Annotated in this window: 18 protein-coding genes; 1 reads left to right on the plus strand and 17 read right to left on the minus strand. The window is 68.3% G+C overall.

Annotated features, from left to right (window positions below):
* Window positions 1–28 precede the first annotated feature (28 nt).
* The 6 genes from H6693_09665 to H6693_09690 all read right to left on the minus strand — a co-directional run bounded on the left by H6693_09665 (window position 29) and on the right by H6693_09690 (window position 6,002).
* Window positions 29–826 carry an alpha/beta hydrolase gene (locus H6693_09665; protein MCB9516447.1) on the minus strand — a complete coding sequence of 266 codons (798 nt, stop codon included), beginning with the start codon at window positions 824–826 and terminating at the stop codon, window positions 29–31.
* Window positions 823–1,119: a hypothetical protein gene (locus H6693_09670; GenBank protein ID MCB9516448.1), complete on the minus strand. Its 297-nt coding sequence runs from the start codon at window positions 1,117–1,119 to the stop codon at window positions 823–825. Before H6693_09670 ends, H6693_09665 begins: the two co-directional genes overlap by 4 nt.
* Before the next feature lie 64 nt (window positions 1,120–1,183).
* Window positions 1,184–1,588, minus strand: coding sequence for a VOC family protein (locus H6693_09675; protein ID MCB9516449.1), 405 nt, complete (start codon window positions 1,586–1,588; stop codon window positions 1,184–1,186).
* Between the two features lie 8 nt (window positions 1,589–1,596).
* Window positions 1,597–3,009, minus strand: a complete 1,413-nt coding sequence (gene radA, locus H6693_09680; GenBank protein MCB9516450.1) for a DNA repair protein RadA — start codon at window positions 3,007–3,009, stop codon at window positions 1,597–1,599.
* Window positions 3,010–3,053: 44 nt separating this feature from the next.
* Window positions 3,054–4,439 carry a hypothetical protein gene (locus H6693_09685; GenBank protein MCB9516451.1) on the minus strand — a complete coding sequence of 462 codons (1,386 nt, stop codon included), beginning with the start codon at window positions 4,437–4,439 and terminating at the stop codon, window positions 3,054–3,056.
* Window positions 4,440–4,706: 267 nt separating this feature from the next.
* On the minus strand, window positions 4,707–6,002 hold the full coding sequence (locus tag H6693_09690) for a hypothetical protein (GenBank protein MCB9516452.1): 1,296 nt from the start codon (window positions 6,000–6,002) through the stop codon (window positions 4,707–4,709).
* A 152-nt stretch (window positions 6,003–6,154) separates the two neighbouring features.
* Here H6693_09690 and H6693_09695 point away from each other — a divergent pair, with 152 nt between their 5' ends.
* Window positions 6,155–8,776: a hypothetical protein gene (locus H6693_09695; protein MCB9516453.1), complete on the plus strand. Its 2,622-nt coding sequence runs from the start codon at window positions 6,155–6,157 to the stop codon at window positions 8,774–8,776.
* Between the two features lie 17 nt (window positions 8,777–8,793).
* Here the strand turns inward: H6693_09695 and H6693_09700 are convergent, their stop codons facing one another.
* The 11 genes from H6693_09700 to H6693_09750 form a co-directional block, all read right to left on the minus strand.
* Window positions 8,794–10,119 (minus strand): hypothetical protein, encoded by a 1,326-nt coding sequence (locus tag H6693_09700; GenBank protein ID MCB9516454.1) that lies wholly within the window; start codon window positions 10,117–10,119, stop codon window positions 8,794–8,796.
* Between the two features lie 41 nt (window positions 10,120–10,160).
* Window positions 10,161–12,677, minus strand: coding sequence for a hypothetical protein (locus H6693_09705; GenBank protein ID MCB9516455.1), 2,517 nt, complete (start codon window positions 12,675–12,677; stop codon window positions 10,161–10,163).
* A 75-nt stretch (window positions 12,678–12,752) separates the two neighbouring features.
* Window positions 12,753–13,631, minus strand: coding sequence for an MCE family protein (locus H6693_09710; protein MCB9516456.1), 879 nt, complete (start codon window positions 13,629–13,631; stop codon window positions 12,753–12,755).
* A gap of 11 nt (window positions 13,632–13,642) precedes the next feature.
* Window positions 13,643–14,389, minus strand: coding sequence for an ABC transporter ATP-binding protein (locus H6693_09715; protein MCB9516457.1), 747 nt, complete (start codon window positions 14,387–14,389; stop codon window positions 13,643–13,645).
* Window positions 14,386–15,111 (minus strand): ABC transporter permease, encoded by a 726-nt coding sequence (locus tag H6693_09720; GenBank protein ID MCB9516458.1) that lies wholly within the window; start codon window positions 15,109–15,111, stop codon window positions 14,386–14,388. The genes H6693_09715 and H6693_09720 overlap by 4 nt, the downstream gene beginning before the upstream one ends.
* 139 nt (window positions 15,112–15,250) lie before the next feature.
* Window positions 15,251–15,649, minus strand: coding sequence for a VOC family protein (locus H6693_09725; protein MCB9516459.1), 399 nt, complete (start codon window positions 15,647–15,649; stop codon window positions 15,251–15,253).
* Window positions 15,650–15,962: 313 nt separating this feature from the next.
* Window positions 15,963–17,540, minus strand: coding sequence for a hypothetical protein (locus H6693_09730; GenBank protein ID MCB9516460.1), 1,578 nt, complete (start codon window positions 17,538–17,540; stop codon window positions 15,963–15,965).
* Entirely contained in the window at window positions 17,537–18,991 is a 1,455-nt protein-coding gene (locus H6693_09735; GenBank protein ID MCB9516461.1) for a hypothetical protein, read from the minus strand. The genes H6693_09730 and H6693_09735 overlap by 4 nt, the downstream gene beginning before the upstream one ends.
* A gap of 249 nt (window positions 18,992–19,240) precedes the next feature.
* Window positions 19,241–20,542, minus strand: coding sequence for an NADP-dependent isocitrate dehydrogenase (icd, locus tag H6693_09740; protein ID MCB9516462.1), 1,302 nt, complete (start codon window positions 20,540–20,542; stop codon window positions 19,241–19,243).
* A 161-nt stretch (window positions 20,543–20,703) separates the two neighbouring features.
* Complete coding sequence (locus tag H6693_09745) at window positions 20,704–21,804, minus strand: metallophosphoesterase (protein ID MCB9516463.1); 1,101 nt, start codon at window positions 21,802–21,804, stop codon at window positions 20,704–20,706.
* Between the two features lie 63 nt (window positions 21,805–21,867).
* Window positions 21,868–22,335, minus strand: a 468-nt coding sequence (locus tag H6693_09750) for a flippase-like domain-containing protein (protein ID MCB9516464.1), incomplete at its 5' end; no start/stop codon positions are given.

Consider the following 22,335-nt stretch of genomic DNA (forward strand, 5'->3'; position numbering starts at 1 on the left):
GGGAGTGTACACGCCCCGCGGGGGGCTGTCAGGCGTTTTGCCCCCGGGCGAGCTGGAGCCAGGCCCGCAGCACGGCGAAGAAGCCGTCGCGCGCCTCGCGCTCGCGCCAGGGGTAGTGCCCGCAGCGCTGCCATTCGCGGTACTCGAGCTGGGGCAGATGGGGCTCCAGGCTGTCGCGCACCATGCCACCGGGATGGGGATCCTCGGCGCCGTGGAGCATGATGACGGGAACGCGGATCGCGGCAAAGGCCGCCGGGTAGCGCCCCTCGGCCTGGAGGCGCAGCATGTCGGCCCAGGTTTCCGCGTTGGCGCGCGCGTCCACCGCGACCGGTCCCGGTTCGGGCAGCATGTCGACGCCGTAGATGGACTCGAGCAGCGCAGCCCTGGCGCTGAGACGGGCGTCGGGATCCAGGTCGTTCAGGGCCTGCATCGCGGCCTCGAGGCCGCCCGCCGCGCGCTCGGCGATCAGGTCCTGCATGCGGGCGCGCGCGGCCACGTCGAAGGTGCCGCAGCCCACCAGCGCCAGCGCCGCGAAGGCGTCGGGGGCCTCCGCCGCGGCGGCCAGCGCCAGCATCGCGCCCCAGGAGCTGCCCACCAGCGCGGGGCGCTCGCCTGGGCACTCCGCCGCCGCCAGTTCCAGCAGGTCGGCCACGTGCCGTGCCACGCTGAGTTCCCCGCCGTCGGCGCTGCCCCGCTGCCAGGGCTCGAGGACGCGGAAGCCGTCCCCCAGACCGCGCGCCAGACCCCCGGCCGAGCCGGGCGCGCCCGGCCCGCCATGGAGGACGATCACCGCCGGCCCCCGCCCCCCGTGCCGGACGAGCTTCACTCCAGCTCGAGCTGGATACCCCCCGCCAGCTTCGCCAGGCCGTTGTAGAGCGCCGAGACCACGATGCCGACCACGAAGCCGAGGACGCCGTAGAAGATCGGCAGGAGGATGATCGCCCCGAGCCCGAAGAGCCCGGCGATGAGGGAGCCGCCCAGGCCGTCCTCGAAGGCCGAAGCGAAGACGCCCAGCAGGGAGAAGAGGGAGAAGAAGCCGCCCACGATGAAGCCGATGATCCCGTAGAGCATGCCGAGGATCTTGCCCGCGCTGAGCACGCCGATGCGTTTGAGTACCATGATCGCCTCCGGGTTGAGATACGGCCAACGCCGTGCCGAGTCTACCCGCGCGGAGCGGCGGCATTCAAACGCGATCGACGTCCCCGGGCAGGGGGCAGTAGACGTCCACCCGCAGGCCGAAGGGATCGTCCACCACGGCGAAGCGCATGGGGACGTACATCCACGTGTCCTGGGGCTCCATGCAGGGACTGGCCCCGGCCGCGAGGAAGGCGGCGTAGAGGACGTCCACCTCGGCGGGCGCGGCCACCTCGATGGCGAACTCGGCGTTGCGCGGGTTGGCGTCCGGCGCCGGCACCGCCCCCTTGGCGGGGAAGAAGGTGAGCCAGCTGTCGCCGAGCTGCCAGCCGCGGAGCCCGTCCTCGTTGGTGCCGGGATCGCCGAGGAGCCGGGTGTAGAAGGCGACCGCGGCGTCGTAGTCGGCCAGGTAGAAGCTCGGATAGCGGAGCGCGCGGAGCGTGTAGCCGGCCATGCTTCGCCTCAGCGGCCGGCGGCGCCCCGGCGCCGCCCCGGGGCGAGGCCGCAGGCGGCGATGAGCGCGGGCACGTCGGTCGCGGCGGTGATGGCCCCGGCGGGCAGGTCCTTGCCGGGCGTGGCCGTCCCCGCCACCAGGACGCGCTCGAAGCCCAGGCGCAGCGCCTCGTGGCAGCGCTCGTCGAGATGGCTGCCGGCGCGCAGGTTGCCGCGCAGGCCGACCTCGCCGAGGGCGAGCGTGGCGTCCGGCAGCGGCTGGCCCAGGAAGCCGGAGGCCAGCGCGAGGAGCAGCGCGGCGTCGGTGGCGGGGTCGTCGAGGCGCAGGCCGCCCGCCACGCTGACGAAGAGGTCGCTCCCGCCGAGTTCGAGCCCCGCGCTGCGCTCGAGCACGGCCACCAGCAGCGAGACGCGGCGCGGGTCCACGCCCTGCACCACGCGAGCGGCGGTGCCGTAGCGCGGCGCGCTCACCAGGGTCTGCACTTCCACGGCCAGCGGCCGCGTGCCGCTGAAGGTCACCGTGACCGCCGAGCCCACCTCGCCCTTCAGGTGACGTCCCCCGAGGAAACCCGCCGGATCGCTCACCGGCAGCAGGCCCTGGCCCGTCATCTCGAAGAGCGCGATCTCGTGCGTGGGGCCGAAGCGGTTCTTCACCGCGCGCAGGATGCGGCCGAGCCCGGCCTCCTCGCCTTCGAAGTAGAAGACGGCGTCCACCATGTGCTCGAGCAGCCGTGGCCCCGCGATCTGCCCCTCCTTGGTGACGTGCCCGATCAGCACCAGCGGGAAGCCGCGCTCCTTGGCCGCGCGGCTGAGCACCTGCGTCACGTGGCGCACCTGGCTGACGGAACCGGGGGCCGTCTCGAGCTCGGTGTCGCCGACCGTCTGCACCGAGTCGAGGATCACCAGCCGCGGCGCGAGCTGCTCCACCGCCGCCAGCACCGGCGCCAGCTCCGTGGCCGCGAGAAAGTACAGCGACGGCGCCAGCGCCCCCAGGCGCTCGGCCCGCAGCCGCACCTGGCCCGGGCTCTCCTCGCCGCTCACGTAGAGCACGGGCTCCGGCCCCGCGCCGGCCATCGCCTGCGCGGCCTGCAGCAAGAGCGTGGACTTGCCGATGCCCGGGTCCCCCCCCACCAGCAGCACGGACCCGGGGACGAACCCGCCCCCCAGCACGCGGTCCAGCTCGGCGAGGCCGCTGGTGAGGCGGCGGCTGGCGTCCAGCGGCAGCTCGGCCAGCGGACGCGGCACGGCGGCCGCGCCGATCGCAGGCGCGGGGTGCGGGCCGCGCGCGACGGCCTGCTTGCCGATGACGCGGGCCAGCTCGGTGAGCGAGTCCCAGGCGCCGCACTGGGGGCAGCGGCCGAGCCACGTGGCGGTCTCGGCGCCGCATTCCTTGCAGAGATAGCGGGTGTTCTTCTTGGCCATGGCGACATCCTAGCACAGGCGCGTCATGGGAGGTAGCAGGAGAGCTAGGGGGATGAGTTCACCCAGAGCGTGTCAGTGGGGACGCTATTGGGGGGGAGCAACTCACTGACATAGGCCTGCACTCGGATCAGGGTGTCCGCAGGCGGCCACTCAGGGTCGGTACTCACTAGATCTAGTCGTGCAAGCAGACAGTGGCGACCTGCATCGGGAGCGAAATCCCGCAGCAACTCGTGCCATCCGTTCCAAAGGAAGTGATAGGCGCCCAGCCAGTCCCAGCTGCTGACGCCGTTGTCGCCAGGGTAGATCGTCGGAGAGACCCGGAAGAGGATTCGGCTCTCGCTGTCTTCCGTGAGAGGGAAGGTGTATACAAGATAGAGTTGCGTCAGCTCGAACGGTGGGATCGATACTACTCGCTGCGTTGCCTCGGAATCCCCGTAGAGGCCGATGCGGCCATTCGGCCACAGGACATCAACCTCGAATTCCGCGGAGGTCGTGACTGTGTGCCCTGCGCTCAGCACGAACAGGTCCTGACTTTCCGCCGGACCGAGGTACCCACCGACCTCGGCGAACTCGGCGGAGTAGAGGCCCGTCGGAAGTGCCGGCAACAGCTCTGCCCCAACGCCATCCCAAGTCAACCCGTAGGGACCATCGAGATGCCAGGGAGCAGGGCATCCTACCGGCTGAATCTCGATCTCGACATCGCCGGTGGCCCCGGAGTACTGGAACTCACCGTCAAAGGCGATCCAACTCCCGTCACCGAGGTGAAGGGTTACGACATTGTCTTCAGGCTGCTGCCAGCCATCAATCGGAAGCCACTGGATCGTGTAGTCCCCCGGCGTCATGCCGGTGAGCAGTAGGGAACCCTGGCCGAGCATCGTGGCGCCATTTGCGCACAACAAGGACCAGGGAGCGGGGAGAGCTGGCGGCTCAACTTGAACCCGAATGAAGCTTCCTCCAGGCGCCTGTTCGTAGATGGCCTGAAAGGTCTCATCCTCAAGCTCTTCCAGGTCAGCCTCGATTGGATTCTGGGTGCTGACCGACCAGCCGGGTTCGTCGTCGAACTCGATGCGATAGTGGCCGGCCGGAACGCCCAGCAGCGTCTGATCTCCGGTCCCCTCGGCCCTGACTCCTCCAGGCATGTCGAGCGACCAGCCAGCGTTGAGGAAGTCGGGTTCCACATTGATGCGAACGACGGCTGGGCTTGATGGGCTGTGATACACACCCGCGAAACGGAGCGCCGAACCATCGCGGATGAAGCCGGACTGCGGATTCTCGGTCGGAGTCGCCCACCCTTCCTCCGGCTTCCATTCCAGTCTGTATTCGCCGTCCGCCATCGAGTATCGCGTCCGACTGCCGCTGAACTCGCCGAGCGACTCGTCGTCGCGGAAAAGCTCCCAATGGAAGTGCGATCCGGTCGGGTAGACTTCCACCAGCACAATGCCCTGCGGGGATTCGGGGCCGGTGGAATCATCGCTACAGCTGGATGCTAGCAGGCAAATCGCGCAGACACAGAGAGCAGCGGATGTCACCGCACGACGAACTCCCACGATTCACCTCCCGTTTTCACTCACATCATCTAGAATAGCAGACTCGAAGGCACCGCAGGGGAGATTCTGGCGGGTGTGACCTCGATGTCACCTCCACACACACGACCAGAGAGGGGCGAGCACCCAACGTGATGGGGGGGCTTGCTCGCCTCAGGGCAGGCGCAGCAGCGGGTTCACGAGCAGCGAGTCGCCCAGCACGAGGCGTTCCAGCGAGTTCTCATCGACGACCAGCGGCAGGTCCTGCTCGCTGCCCTGGACCGTGATCCGCGTGTTCGGCGCGGGCCACGAGGCGTCGAGGCTCACGACCCTTGCCGAGCCCAGGACGATGTTGTCCAGCGCGTCCGTCACCGGACCGTCGCCTTCGAAGGCCATCGTGATCCCATCGCGGATGTTGCCGACGAGCAGGTCGGTGCGCCACTGCAGGTCCGTGATGCCCAGGCTCCCGGGGTCGAACCACGCCGGCACGGCGAAGTCCACCGCCTGCAGGCGAAGGTCGCCGAGACTCGGCAGGTGGGCGACGATGTAGAGCGTGGTGACCACGTTGGGCTCGATGACCACGCTCGTCACCGCGCCGAGCGAGTCGGCGTAGATGCCGATGTGGTCGCCCTCGCCGGTGGGCTGATACTCGCCGCTGAAGACGAGCGGCGTCAGTTCGTCGAGCGCGCCGGCGGCGGGGTTCTCCGCGGGCGGGAAGTAGTACTCCACGTCGCCCCAGGTGAGTTCGTACTCGCCGAGCGGAACGCCGTCGAGGGTCTGGTCGCCCTGGCCCTCGGCCGTGTAGCCGCCGGGTCCGCTCAGCGACCAGGGCGCGGCGATGTAGTCCGGGTCGGGGTCGATCGCGATCGTGCCCGTGGGCAGGGCGTAGCTGTAGGCCCCGGTGAAGGTGAGCGAGTCGCCGACCATGAGCTCCCCGGCCACGGGATTGGGGTGCGGCGCGTTCCAGTCGGCCACGGCGCCCCAGGTGATGGTGTAGGTGCCAGGCGGCAGGTCGGGCAGGGTGGCGTCGCCGCTGCCGGAGGCCGTGGCCCCGCTGGGGAGCGTCACGCTCCAGGGGGCGTCCAGGTAGTCGGGCGCCGCGTCGACAATCAGCGTGCCCAGCTGCGACCCGGAGGTGTAGGTGCCGGTGAAGTAGCCCGTCTCGCCGTCGTCCACGAAGCGGATGCGCGGATTCTCCAGCGGCGGCGTCCAGCCCGCGAGCGGCAGCCACTCCAGCGTGTACTGGCCGGTGCGCATGTCTTCGAGGACGATGGACCCGCTCCCGGCCCGGAGCGTGCTGTCGGGGCTCGTCAGGCGCCAGGGCGCGGCGAGTTGGACGGGAAAGGTCTCCACCACGATCGTGCAGCGGCGCACGTGGACGCTCGTCGTGCTGTTGTCGTCGCACGAGGTACCCAGCAGCAAGGCGCCGCCCAGCAGCAGCGCGGCCAACGCCACGCGACGAAGCTCCACGTCCCACCTCCAAAGGGTTTAGAAGTCGGATTATAGCAGATAGGAGGCCGCGCCGGGAGGGTGCGGAACTTGCGGGGGATTCGCGCGCCCTGCTATCATTGGGGCGTCCTGCGGGGGTCCCACGCCCCGCGCCACAGGATTCGAAGGCATCCATGCCCCGCCACTGGCCGTCGCGCACCCCTCACCGCCGGCTGGCGACCCGGGCGCTCCGGATCGCGCTGGGCGTCGCCCTGCTCGCTCCGCTGGGCGCCGGCGTCGTGCGGGCGGAGCTTCCCCCCTACGAAGAGCATCATCCGCGCCTGCTCCTCGGTGCCGAGGACGTGGACGGCATCTACGCCGCCATCCAGACCGATCCCACGCGCCGTGCCGTGTGGCTGGAGACGCAGACCGCGGCGGCGCAGCTCGTCACGCTGGAGCCCGACTCGCTGCTCGACTATTACTACGGTTTCGACCACGTGGAAAAACTGGCGCTGCTGTCGACACTCGACCCGGGGCCGGCGGCCGCCACCGACGCGCGCGCGGTCATCGACGCCCTGCTCTGGCAGTGCCGGGAGTTCGACACCGAGCAGGACCCCTTCCTGGCCACGCTCGGCGTGAGCCTGCGCCTGCACAACCTCGCCTGGGGCTACGATCTCGCGGGCTGGGCCGCCACGAGCGCCGAACGTGACACCATCGCCGACGAGATGCTCCTCTACATGCGCGAGATGTGCACGAGCTTCGACTACACGCGCTTCCTCTACAACCCCTACGTGAGCAACAAGGGCATCAGCATCGGCGCCATGATCACGCTCGCCGCGCTGGCGCTGGAGGCCGACCTGCCTGGCGATCCCGCCGTGCAGCAGGGCCTCGCGGTGGGGCAGGAGTACATCGACTTCGGGCTGAGCCAGATGGTCAGCCGGGACGGCGGCTATCGCGAAGGACTCGGCTACATGGTCTGGGCCTTCCGGACGCTGCTGCCCACCTGGAACGCGCTCGACCGGCTGCACGCGCGGCCCTGGGACCCGGATCAGCTCGAGGCCATCCTCGAGTGCACCGCCTACCAGGCCTTCGACGAGGGCGGCGGCGCCTTCCTGAACCGCAACGACCACATCACCAACACCTTCATCGCGAGCCGGCATCACAGCCTCTTCGAGTTCGCCACGGCCTTCGGCCCCAAGCCCGACTTCGCGCGCTGGCTGCTGCGCCGCACGTCCGGCGACCTGGGCCACGACCTCGGCCTCGAGAGCGATCCCGTCGCGACGATCCTCTGGCACCGCAGCGGCCCCGAGACCGGCCCCGAGAGCTTCCCCCACGGCCGCTTCTTCCCGGACGCCGGCTTCTGGGTCTACCGCACGGCGTGGCCGGGCGATCCGCTCGAGGACAGCTTCGCCGTCACCCTGGAGGCGGCGCAGTTCCGCGGCGGCCACGCGCAGGAGGACGTGGGCAACTTCACGCTGCGCGCCTTCGGTCACGGCTTCGCGCTGGACAACGGCGCGGGGCTGCCCGCCAAGGAGACGGAGGCGCACAGCCTGCCGCTGGTGGGCAGCAAGGGGCAGCACAATGCGGGGTCGTCAATCGGCACCGATGGCAAGCTGCGGCGCTTCCTCGCCGGACCGCGTTGGGAGGCGCTGCGCGCCGACATGACCGCCGCCTACACCACGCACTCGCACTTCAACGATCCCGACTACCCCTTCGACGGGATCATCTGGTCCTGGGGCTACGACGGCGGCAACCCCATGCGCCGCGCCTGGCGCGAGTTCCTGCTGCTGCCGGGGCAGGGCGGCGAGCTGCCCACGCTGTGGATCCGCGACCGCATCGACCCGCTGGACGTGTCCGCCACCCGCATCGACTGGCGCATGCACCTGGGCCAGGACGCCGCGCTCAGCTTCGCCGGCAACGGGCTCTGGCACGCCAGCACGCCGGACGGCACGCTGCGCATGCAGCTCCTGTCGCCGGACCCGGGGGCGGTGGACTGGGCGGCGAACACCTTCGACAACCAGAACGAGGACCCCGACAGCCGCGTGCTGGACGTGGGGCTGGTGACCAGCTCGGCGGAATTCGTCTGGCAGATGGCGCCCCTGCGGCCCGGCGAGGAGGAGCCCGTCGTGCTGCGGGAGAACTACCTCGGCGGCCAGCGCATCTACTCGACCCGCGGCGCGCGCGAGCGGAAGCTGCTGCTGCAGCGGGGCGTCTTCTCCATGATCGCCGACGCCGACACGCTCGACGGTTCCTGGGGACTCGTGGAGCGCGAGAACGGCGCCAAGCGCACGCTGCTGGTGGACGGCACCCGCCTCATCGAGGACGGCCAGCGACTCATCACGCTCTGGCCCGCGGCCAGCGCCGGCTGCGAGGGCGACACGGTGCGGATCTCGGCCTACGTGGACAGCTTCCGCGTCTGGGCGCCAGAGGCCGTCGCCGTGCTGGCGGCCCAGGTCCCGGTGGGCTTCGAGCGCGTGGGCGACTACGTCCGCGGGCCTGCACCGCTCGTCGACGCGCCGCCGGTCGGTGAACCCGCCGAAGCGGCGCTGCATCCCTGGCCGAATCCGGGCCCGGCGCCGATCCGCTTCACGCTGGGCGAGGCCGCCGCGCAGCGCGGGCCGATCGAGCTCGCCATCTACGACCTGCGCGGCCGGCGGGTCGCCAGCCGCAGGCTCCCCGCGGGCGCGGGCGACCTGAGCACTCTGGAGTGGTCGGGCGACGACGAGGCCGGCCGGCCTCTGCCCAGCGGCATCTACTTCGCCCGCGCGCGGGCGGGCGGCGAGACTGCGACCTGCAAGTTCGTCCTGCTGCGCTGAGCCTACGTGCCAGGTGGCTAATACAGCGACTTGATAGCGCTCATGCTCGTCTCCTGCGTCGTCACCGTATCGCAGTTCACCGGGAGGGCGCCGATGAGTTCGCCACAGGAGTTGTTGGCTGGCGCGCAGGGCGAGTCACTCTGCAGGTAGTAGTTCCCGCTACCCGGAATGCCGCAAAACTGTGGGTCAGCTTCGATGTTGCCGTTCACGCCGAGTTGATCAGCGTAGCTATCGACCCATGCATCGCCCGCAGAGGAGTATATGTTGCAGCACTCGAAGCTGGGAACCGCGCTGGCCCAGCCATATGCCTTCATGCCCTCGGTGACGATGAAGAGGGAGTTGATTATCTGAGGATCGACTCCCCCGCTGAGAATGGCGCTGTCGTAGGGTGTCCCGAGCGCTACGAAGGTCGACTGGGACACCAGGAGTGTCTCGCTCGGACCCATGTGGATTTCCGAGATGGAGCTTATGTTTGACGCGGCGGTCACAACCAGACATCCGACCATATCCAGAGAACCTCCACCACCAATGCACGAAGCAAAATACCCGCCTCGGTTTTCCATGAATAGCGTGCCATCAGCGTGTACGGAGGCGCTGTTCAGCGCGTAGATTGCACCCGCGACACCGTAAGTCCAGTTCCCAACGAACTCGCTGTCGACGATATCGACAGCCGACCTGTTGGCGAATATCGCTCCGCCGGAGCCGCCGAGATTGTGGTCAGCGCAGTTGTCGAAGAACAGGCAGCCTTCGATCCCAAGGGTAGACAGGTAGCATGCGATGGCGCCTCCCTCGCCCCCCCCATCAAGGGCCCCCGTGCCCTGATTCGCGTGGAACTCGGAGGCCATGATCTCGAGGGTCGCACCTTCGGCATAGATCGCCCCGCCTTTGTCTCCCCCGAAGTCTTCCTCAAACTGGCAATTTCTGATCTCGATGCTGCAGTTCCTGGCATTGATTCCTCCGCCCCTCTGCGAGAGCTGCTCGAGCCAGCCCCCGTGCGCCAGAGTCAGGCCTCCAAGTCGGGCGACCTCGGTGCCATTCGCGCAGGTGATGATTGAACCTTCGTATCCGCCCTCGATGGTGACGCAAGATGGATCCCCGGCCTCGCTCAGCAACGTCACACCAGGACGCAGGACCAGACCCGATTCCAGGTACGTACCACATGCGACGAGCACGGAATCGCCTGCATAGGCGTGCAGGAGCGCATCGCCGACGCTGGAGTAATCGACGGGAACCAAGATGGCCGCGAAGCTGGGAGCCGAAAGGCCTGCCAGCGCCAAGGGCACCACTAACGCCCCCACGGCTCGCCTCACTCGCTTCCCTGGATGAAGTGCGTTGGCAAACATGCACGTCCTCCCTTGCCATGGTCCGCCGAAAGGATGACTGGCTAGGACGGTAGAGAGTAGGTCAACAGGTAGCCTAGTTCGTTGCCCTCCATGTCATACACCATCATGATCTTCTGCGAGTCGCCGGGAAAGCCGGACGGGACGTCCTGCGCGTTCCCGAGCGCAAGACCTGCCCCCGCCTTCACCCGGGCCTGACTGACGATGCTCCCGTCAATTGAGGCGTCCCCGGAGACCTCAAGAGGGCCAAGCAACCGGTGGGCACCCGACTCATCCAGGTTGCTACCACTCAAAGTATACTCCCCACTTCCCCCAGCAGAGATGCTCCAAGAGCCATCGTCTCCCTCCAGTTCGCAATTAAAGATCCTTACCTCCGCTGGAACCACCTCACCGCTTATCATCATCGGAGGGAACACCCCCTCTCCGGGCAGTTTGAGGCACAGCGCATACGACATGCTGCTATCGAACAGTCTGATCTTGAGTGCGGCGAGTATCACACGGAAGGACCACAGAAACAGACCAAAGTATCCGTCCCGCCACGCGGGGCTCGACTCAACACCATCGAGCTCAACGAGCACCGGAAAGACGAACGGACCCTTAAAGCCGAAGTCTGGGTGCAGCCCACTGTAGTACCAGCCTGAGCCCTGGTGGATGAACCGGCAGTTCCGGATGACCAGCTGGCCGCGTATGGGCGAGGGGTGGCCGACGTCTCCGTCGATCGGAGTCCACAGGCTGCCCGAAGCTGTATGCGGTGGGTCAAAGGAAGGCCCTTCCTGGGTGTCAACACACTCGTAGATTCCATAGTGCCAGACGTCTCCCACCTGCCACGCATCTCTCACCCAATCCCCCGGGAGGTATCGCCAGCCGCTCTGCCAGCGGCGCGGATTGCTGTAATCGAAGTGCCCGAAGAACCAGTAGTAAGGGACGTCGTCATCCAGGCGATTGGGGAGCTCCAGATTGCAGTCACGAACGATCAGGCTCGACATGTTGCAGACGCGGAAGAGGCCCTTCTGGTAGCCCTCCTGCGTGCAGTTGACCATCTCGCAGCCAACGAGAGGGTTCTGCCCCCCAAAGGCCAATGTCTCACCATCTCCCGATGGCTGACCTTGGTCGTCTGTCGGCAGTTGGATACCGCCCCCGAAGTCGAAAGCGTAGCTCTCCACACCCGGGCTTTCCGCACGGCAGTTGAGGTAGCGCGTGTAGCTTACCCTCGTGGAGAACCCCGCACCGCTCCCATTGATCGCCTGGCAATCGACAAAGTCGAAGTAGCGGCCTGCGCCATGGGGCCCGAAACCACTATTCACCGAGTCGAAGGCCCTGCAACACCGAGTGAGTGACCAGAACACGCCGCAGACACGCGAGAGCAGAACATCACCGTCATCGTTCTCGAGATCGGCCCACGTGACATCCGAGAAATGTCTTAGGCCGTGGGAATCGGAGTTCAACAGCTGTCCGTGCGATGTGGCCCCGGCAAAGTGCACGCCATAGACGCCGTCAGTGGATCCGCGCGGAAGGTTCACTGAACTCAGTATGACTCCATCTGCCACGGGTCCGAAGCAGTGCTCGAAGCGCACGTACGCCGAGTATTGATACTCCAGCCCATTTAGCCGTGTACCCTCAATCCGGGGCTGAACACAGTGGCAAAAGCGGATACAGTAGCTGACTCCGGGCTGTCCTCCGCCAGCCTGGCTGTCGTCAGTCCGAATCTCACCTCCGCGGATGACCGGGCCGATCCGCTTGAAGGAACGCAGTTGTATTCCGTCCGATGCCTTCATGCCTTGGATGAACGCGTCCGAGACCGTCACCGTGCCTCCATCCACTCTTTCGACGAGAAAGGCCTGTCCGTAGTGGGTGTTGCCATACTTGTACTGCCGATCGATCCAGTCGTAGTCAGTCGTAAAGAGAAGGTAGTCCCCCTGGCTGTATGGCGGGTCCTGTTCCAGCCACTCCCGGGTACCTGCTTCGACATCGGTGGGCCAAGTGATGGCGAATTGCTGCGGCGCTCGGAACCGGAACAAGCCCCCGACGGAGGCTGTGGCAGTGTGCTCGATCACCGCCCCGGAGAGGTCGAGCGTGAGTGTCTCCTGCACGAGTACTTCGCCCAGGATACGATATGTTCTGCCAGGCCTAAACCGAACGGTGCTGCCTGGGCCTATCCCAGTAGCCGCGTCGACTGCAGCCTGGATGGCGGTACGATCATCCGTGACACCATCGCCCTTGGCGCCAAAGCTTTCGACACTCACCACAAAGGGCGTCTGACGGGCCTGAATCGGCACATCATAAAGATTCAGAGCCGGCGTCAGCGCCGTCACGTAGCGCAAGTCGACGATGGGCTCGGGGGTGTAGAAGCTGTAGTTGCCTTGTGCGTCGGATGTCAGTGGCTGTTGAACTGGTACGGCACCAAGTTCGTCTGAGAAGGTCGCAACGTAGGTCTGCGTCCCGGGGAGGTAGGCGTGAACGTGGGCCTGGGCCAGGACGTTGTAGTTAGCATCGCGTGAGACTCCAGTGTGATACCGCAACATCCGGCCACCCCCGATGTCCAAGTTGATAAACTTGAGCATCTCACAGGGGGGGGGATAGGTCAACGACAAACAGACAATGTCACGCGAATGCTCCACAATGAGCGTCTGGCTTTCCTAGAACAACGAGAAGCTCACGAACTTCTTCGGGTTGGCCTTGATCTCGGCGATCAGGCTGTCCAGGCGCGACACCGTGTGCACGATCGAGTCGTGCAGCGCCGGCGACGTGAGCGCCATCCCCAGCGTCCCCTCGCCCGCCTCGAGCCCCTCGCTGATGCGCGTGAGGCTGCGGGTGAGGCGCCCGAGGTCCACGGCCAGGCTGTCGGCGCGCTGGGCCGCCTTGCCCATCTGCTCGACGGTCTGGCTGACGGGCTCGGCGTTCTCGTCCAGGAAGCGCTCCAGATCCCCCGTGAGCCGATCCACGCGCTTCAGCACGGCGCCCGTCTGGTGACGGCTCTCGCCCGTCCACGCGCGCAGCTCGCGCACGCCGCCCTCGAGGTCGGTGGCCAGGGCGTCGAGCCGCCCTCCCGCGCTGATGCTGTCCAGCCGCGCCGCCAGCGCGCTGAGGCTGGTCACCAGCCGCGCGCCCTCGCCCATGAGCTGCGCGATGTCCGTGCCGCTCGAGCCCCTGAGCGTGGCGCCGGGCTGGATCGCCTCGGTGGAACGCCCCGGCTCGATGCGCACGGCCGTCGGGTTGAAGAGATCGGTGACGAGCATCACCTGGGCGTCGGTGCCCACGAAGGTGCCTTCGTCGATCTCCAGGCCCACGCGCACGCGGTCCTGCAGCAGCTCCACGCTCGACACCTTGCCGCGCGTCACGCCGAGGATGTCCACCGGCGCGCCGGCCTTGATTCCCGCCACCTGGCCGAACTCCACCGTCAGCGGGTAGGTGTCGGTCTTGAACTTGAACTCCTTGAGGAAGAGCAGCCAGGTGGTCATGGCCACGATCGCCAGGATCACCAGCAGACCCACTCGCAGTTCCACGTTGCCTCTCACGCTGTCCTCCTCTAGCGGACCTTGATCGGCCCCTGGCTGCGGCCTTCCACGAACTGGCGGACGTAGGGGTCGTCGGTCGCGCGCAGGGCCTCCGACGTGCCCGTGAAGATGATGCGCCCCTCGTAGAGCATGCTGATGCGGTCGGCGATCTTCGTGGCGCTCACCATGTCGTGGGTCACGACCACCGACGTGATGTCCAGCTTGCGCTGCAGCTCCAGGATCAGGTCGTTGATCACGTCGGCCATGATCGGATCGAGGCCGGTGGTGGGCTCGTCGTAGATCATCACCTCGGGATCCATGGCGATGGCGCGGGCCAGGCCCACGCGCTTCTTCATCCCGCCCGACAGCTCGGCCGGCTTCTTCGCCTCGATCCCCTCGAGCCCCACCATCGCCAGGCGCTCGGCGACGACCTTCTCGATCTCAAGATCGGGCAGTCGGCCGTGCTCCTTGAGGCCGAGTCCCACGTTTTCCCCCACGGTCAGCGAGTCGAAGAGCGCCGCGCCCTGGAAGAGATAGCCGAAGCGTTTGCGCAGCTCGAAGAGCGCCTTGCCGCGCAGGCCCGTGACCTCCTCGCCGTCGAAGGTGATGCTCCCGGCGTCCGGCCTGATCAGGCCCAGCAGGTGCTTCACCAGCACGCTCTTGCCGCTGCCGCTGCGGCCGATGATGACCAGCGTCTCGCCGCGCTCGATGTCCAGGTCGACGCCGCGCAGCACGGGCACGCCGCCAAAGGTCTTCTCGAGGCCGCGCACCTGGATCACTTGCCGCCTCCGAAGATCATCTGGAAGAGTACCGCGGCGAGGAAGTAGTCCAGCACCAGGATCATCAGGCAGTTGGCCACGACGGCCTTCATCGTGGCGCGGCCCACGCCCTCGGCGCCGCCGCCGGCGCGCAGTCCGTAGAAGCTGCCGCTCGACGCGATGATCATGCCGAAGAACAGCGCCTTCACGAGGCCCGCCACCAGGTCCTTCATGTAGAAGTTGAGTTTGACGCCCTCCATGAAGAGGTGGTGCGTCATGCCGTCCACCGTGAGCAGCGCCACCACGTAGGCGCCGCCCAGGGCGAGGACGTCCGCCAGCGCCGTGATCACCGGCAGCATGATCGTGGCCGCCCAGAAGCGCGGCAGCACGAGGAAGCGGACGGGGTCGATGGCCATGGCCTCGAGGGCGTCCACCTGCTCGGTCACCTTCATGGTGCCCAGCTCGGCGGCGATGGAGGCCGAGACGCGCCCGCCCACCACCAGCGCCGTCAGCACCGGCCCCAGCTCGATGATCACCGACCGGTGCACCGTGCTGCCCAGCAGGATGAGCGGCACCCAGGCCTGGAACTGGTAGCTGGCCTGCACGGCCGTCACCGCGCCCGTGAACACCGACACCACGAAGACCAGCGGCATGGACCGGTTGCCGATCTCCAGCATCTGGTCCATGGTCAGCCGCCAGGTGGAGAAGAGCTTCGGCGTGGCGCGGAAGACGCGCCAGGACAGGATGGCGCCGCCGCCGATCTCCTCCAGGAGCCCGAGGACGTTCCGGCCCAGGGCCTGCGTGGCTGATAGAAGGGTGTTCACGGCAACCGTTGTACGACGCGTCCGCGTGAGGGTCAACACAAAGGCCGGCGGCGGCCGATCACTCGTCGTGGAACCAGAGCCGCGGCGTGGCCAGTTCCAGGCTGTTTCCCGCCGGATCGCGGAAGTAGAGGCTGAAACCGCCGCCTGGCCAGTCCACCTCCCGCTCGATCGCCACGCGCTGCTCGGCCAGCCAGTCGCGCCAGGCGGGGATCGCGTCGGCCGCCATGGCGAAGGTCACGTGCGCCGGCCCGTGGGCGCCGTGGGCCGGCGCGCGGCCGTCCAGCGCCGTCTCCGCCGGGTTGAAGATCAGCAGCATGCCCCGCCCGCAGCGGAAGAACACGTGCCGCGTCGGGTCGCGGGTGATGCGCTCCAGGCCCAGCACGCGCGCGTAGAAGTCCTCGGCGACGTCCAGGTCGTCCACGTAGATGCAGGTCTCCAGGATGCGATCGGCGCGCATGCTCCCTCCCCGGCGGCTCCCCCGCCCACGCAGGGTAGCCATTCGCCGCCGCCGGCGAAACCCCGCGACGCCCGATTCTCGGCCGGCCTACCGCCTCCGACCCGGCCAGCTGCAAAGCGACGCACCGCTCGGCTGGCCTACCGCCTCCGACCCGGCATGCTCGTAGCGGCACGGCCCGGACCTCTTCTCGCCGCGAGCGCATGGACCTCGGGGTGCACGGGGTGGCAAACGCGACCGGGCCCCTTTCTCGCCGCGAGCTTAGGAGCGCGAGCAGCGAGGAAGGGGCCCGGTTGCGTCTGCTACGCCGCTGGACCTAGAGTCGGTAGGCGAGCCGCAGCTGCACCAGATTCCCCGCCCCCACGTCTCCGCCCGTGTGCCCGTAGATCCCCTGCAGGGAGACCTCGCGGGAGAGGCGATAGCCGCCGTAGACGCGGACGTACGAGCTGCTCTGGTCGGCGAGAGCGCTCTCGGCCTCGACGCCCTCGTAGTTCCTCACGCCGAAGCCGAGTCCCAGGTCCAGCGCGTGGCCGAAGCGGCGCTGCAGATCCAGGCTCGGCACCTGCGTGCGGGTGAAGCGGCCGTCGGCGTAGGCGTAGCGCGCCTGGGCGTTCACGCCGCTGCCGGCGAGGTCCGTCACCGAGAGATCGCCGTTGAAGAACACCGGACGCTTGTCCTCGCTCTCCTTGTCGCGGTAGCCGACGCTCGCACCCACCGTGACCTGACGCGTGACGCGCAGCGACGCGCCGGCCTTCAGGCCCTGCTGCAGGGTGAGCGTGTAGAGGCTGTCGGGGATCTCCCGGTTGTAGAGGTCGCGCACGGGGTCCCAGCGGTCGTAGCTGAGGCGCAGGCGCAGGGCCGGCGTCACGCGGTAGATCACGCCCGCGTTCAGACGGCTCAGCGTGCTGCTCTCGCCCTGGGCCTCTTCGCGCCAGTCGCGATTCATGTCGAACTCCAGCGTCTGGTAGACGCTCAGCTGCTCGTACTGAATCGTGTTGCGCATGTTGATGAACTCGCGGCTGGCCACGTGGCCGTCGTACTGGCCCACCCAGCCCAGGCTGCCGCGGTAGCGGTTGTCGCCGAGCGCTCCGTCGTGGAAGAGCAGGTAGGCGCCGTAGGTCTGCTTGTCCTTGTCGAACGCGCTGTTGATGAGACCCGGCGTGTAGCCGCTCAGGGCGCCCGCGCTCCAGCGCGGACCGAAGTTGTACTGGAACTCGAGGCCGTCCCAGTTGCCGGCGCCGGGCAGATCGCCGTTGTAGAGACGTCCCGCCGACAGGCGATAGGGGAACTTCGGGCAGTTCCACACCAGCGCGGCCTCGTAGACGCGGTGCAGCCACTCGTCCTGCGGGCGCTCCTCGTCGATCTCGCGGCTGCGCTGGCTGTACTTGCTGCGCACGCGCAGGCGCAGGTCCAGGGGCCGTCCCCAGAGGTTGTCGCCGTCGATGTGCGCGGCGAAGGCCGGCTGGGTGAAGTCCTCGCCGGCCTCGCTGTCGTCGGTGAAGGACCGCCACTCGGCGGCCAGCGTGCCGTGGAGGTTGAGGCCGCCGTCGCCGTGCCCGGCCATGGCGAGCTTCGGCTTGCCGGTCTGGGGCAGATCGGTGGCGATGGGCGTCTCGCTGCGGTAGCCCACACGGTCGCCACTCGCGAAGGAGGCGGTGGAGGCGAGCACCGTGCAGGACGACGAATGCGTGGCCGCATACGCCACCTGCAGCGTGCCGATCTCCTGGCCGTCGCGCTGGACGGCCACCACGTCGCCCTCGCGCAGCCCGTCGGCCGCGCCACGGTCGATGTAGACCGAACTCGCGTTCACCACGAGGATGCCCCCGGTGCCGGCCACGGCCGGCAGAGCGAGAACGAGCAGCAGGGCGACGGCCCAGAGTGTGCGGCGCGTCATCGCGTCACCTCCCAGCGCTGGCCCCGGAGGCCGAGCGTATCGTGCCAGTCCGTGGGCTGATGGCAGTCCTCACAGGTCGTGGGGAAACCCAGATCCCGGTGATTGGGCGACGCGGCGTTGTAGTACTCCGCGTTGTGGCAGATGAAGCAGTCCGCCGGCAGGCCCGCGTAGGTGTTCGACGTGTGGCAGGCGTTGCAGTCCGCCGCCGCGTGCTGACCCACGCCGCCGGGGAAACCCGACGCGTTGTGCGAGTAGCTCGTCACGCCGGCGAAGGTCGTCGGCAGGTGGCACTCGGAGCAGTCCGTCGGGAAGCCGCCCGCGATGTGCGGCGGGTTGTTCGCGCGGTGGCAGGCGAGGCAGTCGTCCAGGGCCGGCGTCACCTGGCCCGGGCGGTGGCAGCTCGCGCAGTCCACGCCGATGTGCCCCGGCGTCGCCGCAAAGCTCACCGGATGCTCGAAGCGCGCCTCGCTCCAGAACATGTCGTTCACGGAGTGGCACTCCTGGCAGTCGGTGCCGAAGCCCAGCGCGCTGTGGTTCGGGCTCGCGGTGCCCAGGTAGTCGCCGCTGTGGCAGCCGATGCAGTCGGTGGGCAGGCCCGTGTACTCGTCGTGCTGGACGTTCGTGTGGCAGGCCTCGCAGTCCATCACCGCGTGGCGGCCCATGAGCGGGAAGCGCGTCTGCGTGTGCTCCACGAGGCGCGCGGTCGAGAGCGTCCAGTCGTGGGGCTCGTGGCACTTCGCGCAGTCGAAGCCCAGTTCGCCGCGGTGGTTGATGTCGCGGTGACAGTCCACGCACTGCACGCCGATGCGCGAGAAGCGCAGGTCCTGGTGGCAGTCGTCGCAGCTCGCGTTCTCGTGGTTGCCTACCAGCGCGAAGCCCGTCTCGGCCGCGTGGTCGAAACTGGGCTTGGCGAGGAGCTGATTGAAGGACGTGGGCTGGTGGCACTGCGCGCAGTCCATGTCGCGGCCGTGCGGCCCCTCGTGGCAGCCCGTGCAGCTGGCGCTGAGGCCGAGGAAGGTCTTCGTCTGGTCCTCGCGCGCGCTCACGCCCTGCATCGCCAGCGTGCTGTTGTGGCACTGGCGGCAGTCCAGCTTCGCGTGCGTGCCTGTGAGCGGGAAGCCCGTGGGGCTGTGATCGAAGCGGCGCATGCTGGGCTCGTCGCTCCAGAGCGCCAGCCGCTTGCCCGGCGCCTCGTGCTCGAGGTGGCACTCGCCGCAGTTCTTGCCGGCGACGATCACTTCATTGTAGTGGAAGCCGTGCTGGCCAGAGAGCTCGGTGTCGATGGCCTCGTGGCAAGACAGGCAGTTCGAGCGGTCGATCTCGGGCGGTCCGTCCGCCACGTGACAGCTCGTGCAGGAATCGTCACCGAGGACTCCCCGGTGCATGTCCTGCGCGAAGGCGCCGCCCGCCGCCAGGGCCAGGCAGAGCGCGGCAAGGAACAGTCGTTTCACGGTTTCTCCCCCGCGGCTTGAGCAGGTCGTCGCCGTCCGTGGCGTCCCGCGGACGGCGCTTCCCGACCGTCGCCGAGACTACCCAAAGCGTCCCCGTCTGAGAAGGGGTAATTTCGGGTCAGGCTGGCGGGTTTAAGGTCGGCCGTTGCGGTAGAGAGCTTTAGGTGAATCTGACGCGCTCTGAGGGCGGGTACAAACGAAACGGGCGCCGTCGCCGGCGCCCGTCCCGCTGCACTTCTCGTCGTCGTGCTAGCCCATGTGCTTCACGATGGCCTCGCCGAACTCGCTGCACTTGAGGAGCTGCGAGCCGTCCATGAGGCGCTCGAAGTCGTAGGTCACCGTCTTGGCGGCGATGGCCCCGGCCAGACCCTTCTCGATCAGGTCGGCCGCCTCCTGCCAGCCCATGTACTCGAACATCAGCTTGCCGCTCAGGATCACGCTGCCCGGGTTGACCTTGTCCTGGTTCGCGTACTTGGGCGCGGTGCCGTGCGTGGCCTCGAAGACGGCGTGGCCGGTGTGGTAGTTGATGTTCGCCCCGGGCGCGATGCCGATGCCCCCCACCTCGGCGGCCAGCGCGTCGCTGATGTAGTCGCCGTTGAGGTTCATTGTGGCGATCACGTCGTACTCGGCGGCGCGGGTGAGGATCTGCTGCAGGAAGGCGTCGGCGATGACGTCCTTCACCAGCAGCTTGCCCGCCGCCATCGCCGTCGCCTGGGCGCGGTTGGCGGCCTCGGCGCCGTCGCGGGCGGCGATCTCGTCGTACTCGGCCCAGGTGAAGGTCTGCTTGCCGAACTCACGCCGCGCGAGGTCGTAGCCCCAGTTCTTGAAGGCGCCCTCGGTGAACTTCATGATGTTGCCCTTGTGCACGAGCGTCAGGCTCTTGCGGCCGTGCTCGAGGGCGTAGCGGATCGCCGCCTCCACCAGGCGCTCGGTGCCCTCACGGCTCACGGGCTTGATGCCCAGGCCGCTGCTGTCCGGGAAGCGCACCTTCGTGACGCCCAGCTCCTTCTGCAGGAACTCCATCAGCTTCTTCGCCTCGGGGGTGCCCGCCTCCCACTCGACGCCGGCGTAGATGTCCTCGCTGTTCTCACGGAAGATCACCATGTTGACGTCCTGCGGGCGCTTCACCGGGCTCGGCACGCCGGGGTACCACTTCACCGGGCGCAGGCAGACGTAGAGGTCGAGCTGCTGGCGCAGCGCCACGTTGAGGCTGCGAATTCCGCCGCCCACCGGCGTGGTCAGGGGACCCTTGATGGCCACCAGGTACTTGCGCACGGCGTTCAGGGTGTCCTCGGGCAGCCACTCGCCGAACTGCGAGTGGCTCTTGTCGCCCGCGAAGACCTCGAACCAGTGGATCTTGCGCTTGCCGCCGTAGGCCTTCTCCACCGCGGCGTCGAAGACGCGCTGGCTGGCGCGCCAGATGTCGGGGCCGGTGCCGTCGCCCTCGATGAAGGGCAGGATGGGATGGTTGGGCACGCGCAGGCTGCCGTCGGGGCCCAGGGTGATGGCCTCGCCCGTGGTCGGCGGGCTGACTTGCTTGAAGTCGATCATGTGCTGCTCCTGATCTGGAGGGACGGCCCCGAGCGGAGCCCCGAGTGGGGATTGTCGATAACACCGCTATGATACTCGCTTCGGGACGCGCCGCAAGTCGCGCGGGCGTCCGGGCGAGGACCTTTGCGGCCCAGGCCCCGTGCGGCTTTGCTATATCGTCGCTATTTCGACTTCTCGGCGTCGGCGAGGGGCACGCCCAGGGTCATGCAGGCCGCCAGCAGGTCCCGGGGCCGGGGGAAGCGCTTGCGCAGGGCGCGCCGGCCCAGGCGACCGCGGTAGGCCAGCAGCAGGAGACGTCCCTCGAGGCCCTGTCCCGCCCGCTCGCGGAAGCGCCGGCGCTGCTCCTTGCCGTTGAGCTCGGCGAAGCCGGGCTGCGTCTTGAGGATCTTGGCCATCACGCGGCTGCGCTTGCCCAGCACCTCCAGCAGGATGTCCAGGCTCGCCTCGGCACGCCGCCGGAAGCGGTGCAGGCGCTCGCGCCGCTCGGCGAGGCCGGGCGGCAGGTCGTGGCGGCCGTCGATGTCCTCGAGCAGCGTGTCGAGCTCGGTCCAGGTCAGGTCGGCCTGGGCGTCGGGGTCGTAGGCGCGCAGGTCGGCGAAGTCCTTGCGCTGGGCCTGCCAGTAGCGCTTGCCGGCCGGCACGCTGTGCAGCGCGAAGTCGGGCAGCGTGAGGCCGGTGAGACGTCCCCCGCGCACGCAGCCCGTGTCGAGGCACCAGACGCGATCCGCGTAGACGAAGGGCTGCCCGTTCTGCAGGTAGTCGAGGTGGCCGACCACGAGGGGCTTCGGACCGTCGTAGAGCTCGTACCAGGGCCGCGCGTGCTGCTCCCAGATCCGCTCGAGGCCGCCGGGCAGGCCCGTGAGGATGTCCGGCCGCTGCTTCGCCGCCGGCACACCGGCCTCCCAGTAGGCGTGGACCACCGTGGCCTCGCGCAGCTCACGGCGCCGGCGGAGACGTCCCATGGCCGTCACCGCCTCCTGGTAGTCCGCCGCGCTCCACTGCAGCCGCGCCACCTCGTGGGCGAAGCCCAGCGGCACGTTGCCGCGGCGCGCCTCCAGGTGGCGCTCCTCGTGGTTGCCGCGGATGCTCGCGGCGTTCGGCGTCTGGCGGAAGAAGTCGAGCACGCGCGGCGAGTCGGGTCCCCGGTTGACGAGATCGCCCACCGCGAGGATCAGATCCCGTTCGCCGGGGCCCACCTTGTCCAGGAGCGCCTGCAGTTCGGCCCAGCAGCCGTGGATGTCACCGATGATCAGCGTGGCCATGGGGGCTACTGTGGCGAAGCTGCGGGGCGCAATCAAGCAGGAAGCGTTGACCAGACGCGAGGATCAGTCGCGCGACGCATCGAGCAGCGGTTCCAGGCGCGGCTCCCCTCGCGGCAGCGCCAGCAGGCCCACGGCCACGAGAGTGGGCAGGTAGTAGCCGAGCAGACGCCAGGCGCTCATCAGCAGCAGGAGCAACGGGCCCGGGATCTCGGCCGCGAACAGCCCGAGAAAGAGCAGCTCCGCCCCCCCGGCGGCGCCCGGCGTCGGGACGAGGGCCATGAGCGTCGAGCAAAGCCACTGGAGCACGAGCACCCGCAGCGGCTGGGCATCGAGGCCGAACGCGCCGAGGAGCGCCACCAGCAGCGAGTAGCGTGCCAGCCACTGCAGGGCGCTGAGAAGCAGGTTGCCGGCCCAGGCCAAAGGGCGCTCGCGCAGCGAGGTGCCGATCAGTCGGCGCGTGTGGCGCCAGGCATCGAGGAGGCTGCCGAGAACCCGCCGACCGCGCGCGGACCAGCGCACGACGAACACGGC

The sequence above is a fragment of the Candidatus Latescibacterota bacterium genome, from assembly GCA_020633725.1.
Classification (GTDB): Bacteria; Krumholzibacteriota; Krumholzibacteriia; order JACNKJ01; family JACNKJ01; genus VGXI01.

Bases quoted from the DNA above. Each gene is read 5' to 3' on its own strand.
- radA (MCB9516450.1), bottom strand. From the start codon at position 3,009: ATGGCCAAGAAGAACACCCGCTATCTCTGCAAGGAATGCGGCGCCGAG.
- H6693_09670 (MCB9516448.1), bottom strand. From the start codon at position 1,119: ATGGTACTCAAACGCATCGGCGTGCTCAGCGCGGGCAAGATCCTCGGC.
- H6693_09700 (MCB9516454.1), bottom strand. From the start codon at position 10,119: ATGTTTGCCAACGCACTTCATCCAGGGAAGCGAGTGAGGCGAGCCGTG.
- H6693_09730 (MCB9516460.1), bottom strand. From the start codon at position 17,540: ATGACGCGCCGCACACTCTGGGCCGTCGCCCTGCTGCTCGTTCTCGCT.
- H6693_09725 (MCB9516459.1), bottom strand. From the start codon at position 15,649: ATGCGCGCCGATCGCATCCTGGAGACCTGCATCTACGTGGACGACCTG.
- H6693_09745 (MCB9516463.1), bottom strand. From the start codon at position 21,804: ATGGCCACGCTGATCATCGGTGACATCCACGGCTGCTGGGCCGAACTG.
- H6693_09705 (MCB9516455.1), bottom strand. From the start codon at position 12,677: ATGCTCAAGTTTATCAACTTGGACATCGGGGGTGGCCGGATGTTGCGG.
- H6693_09695 (MCB9516453.1), top strand. From the start codon at position 6,155: ATGCCCCGCCACTGGCCGTCGCGCACCCCTCACCGCCGGCTGGCGACC.
- H6693_09675 (MCB9516449.1), bottom strand. From the start codon at position 1,588: ATGGCCGGCTACACGCTCCGCGCGCTCCGCTATCCGAGCTTCTACCTG.
- icd (MCB9516462.1), bottom strand. From the start codon at position 20,542: ATGATCGACTTCAAGCAAGTCAGCCCGCCGACCACGGGCGAGGCCATC.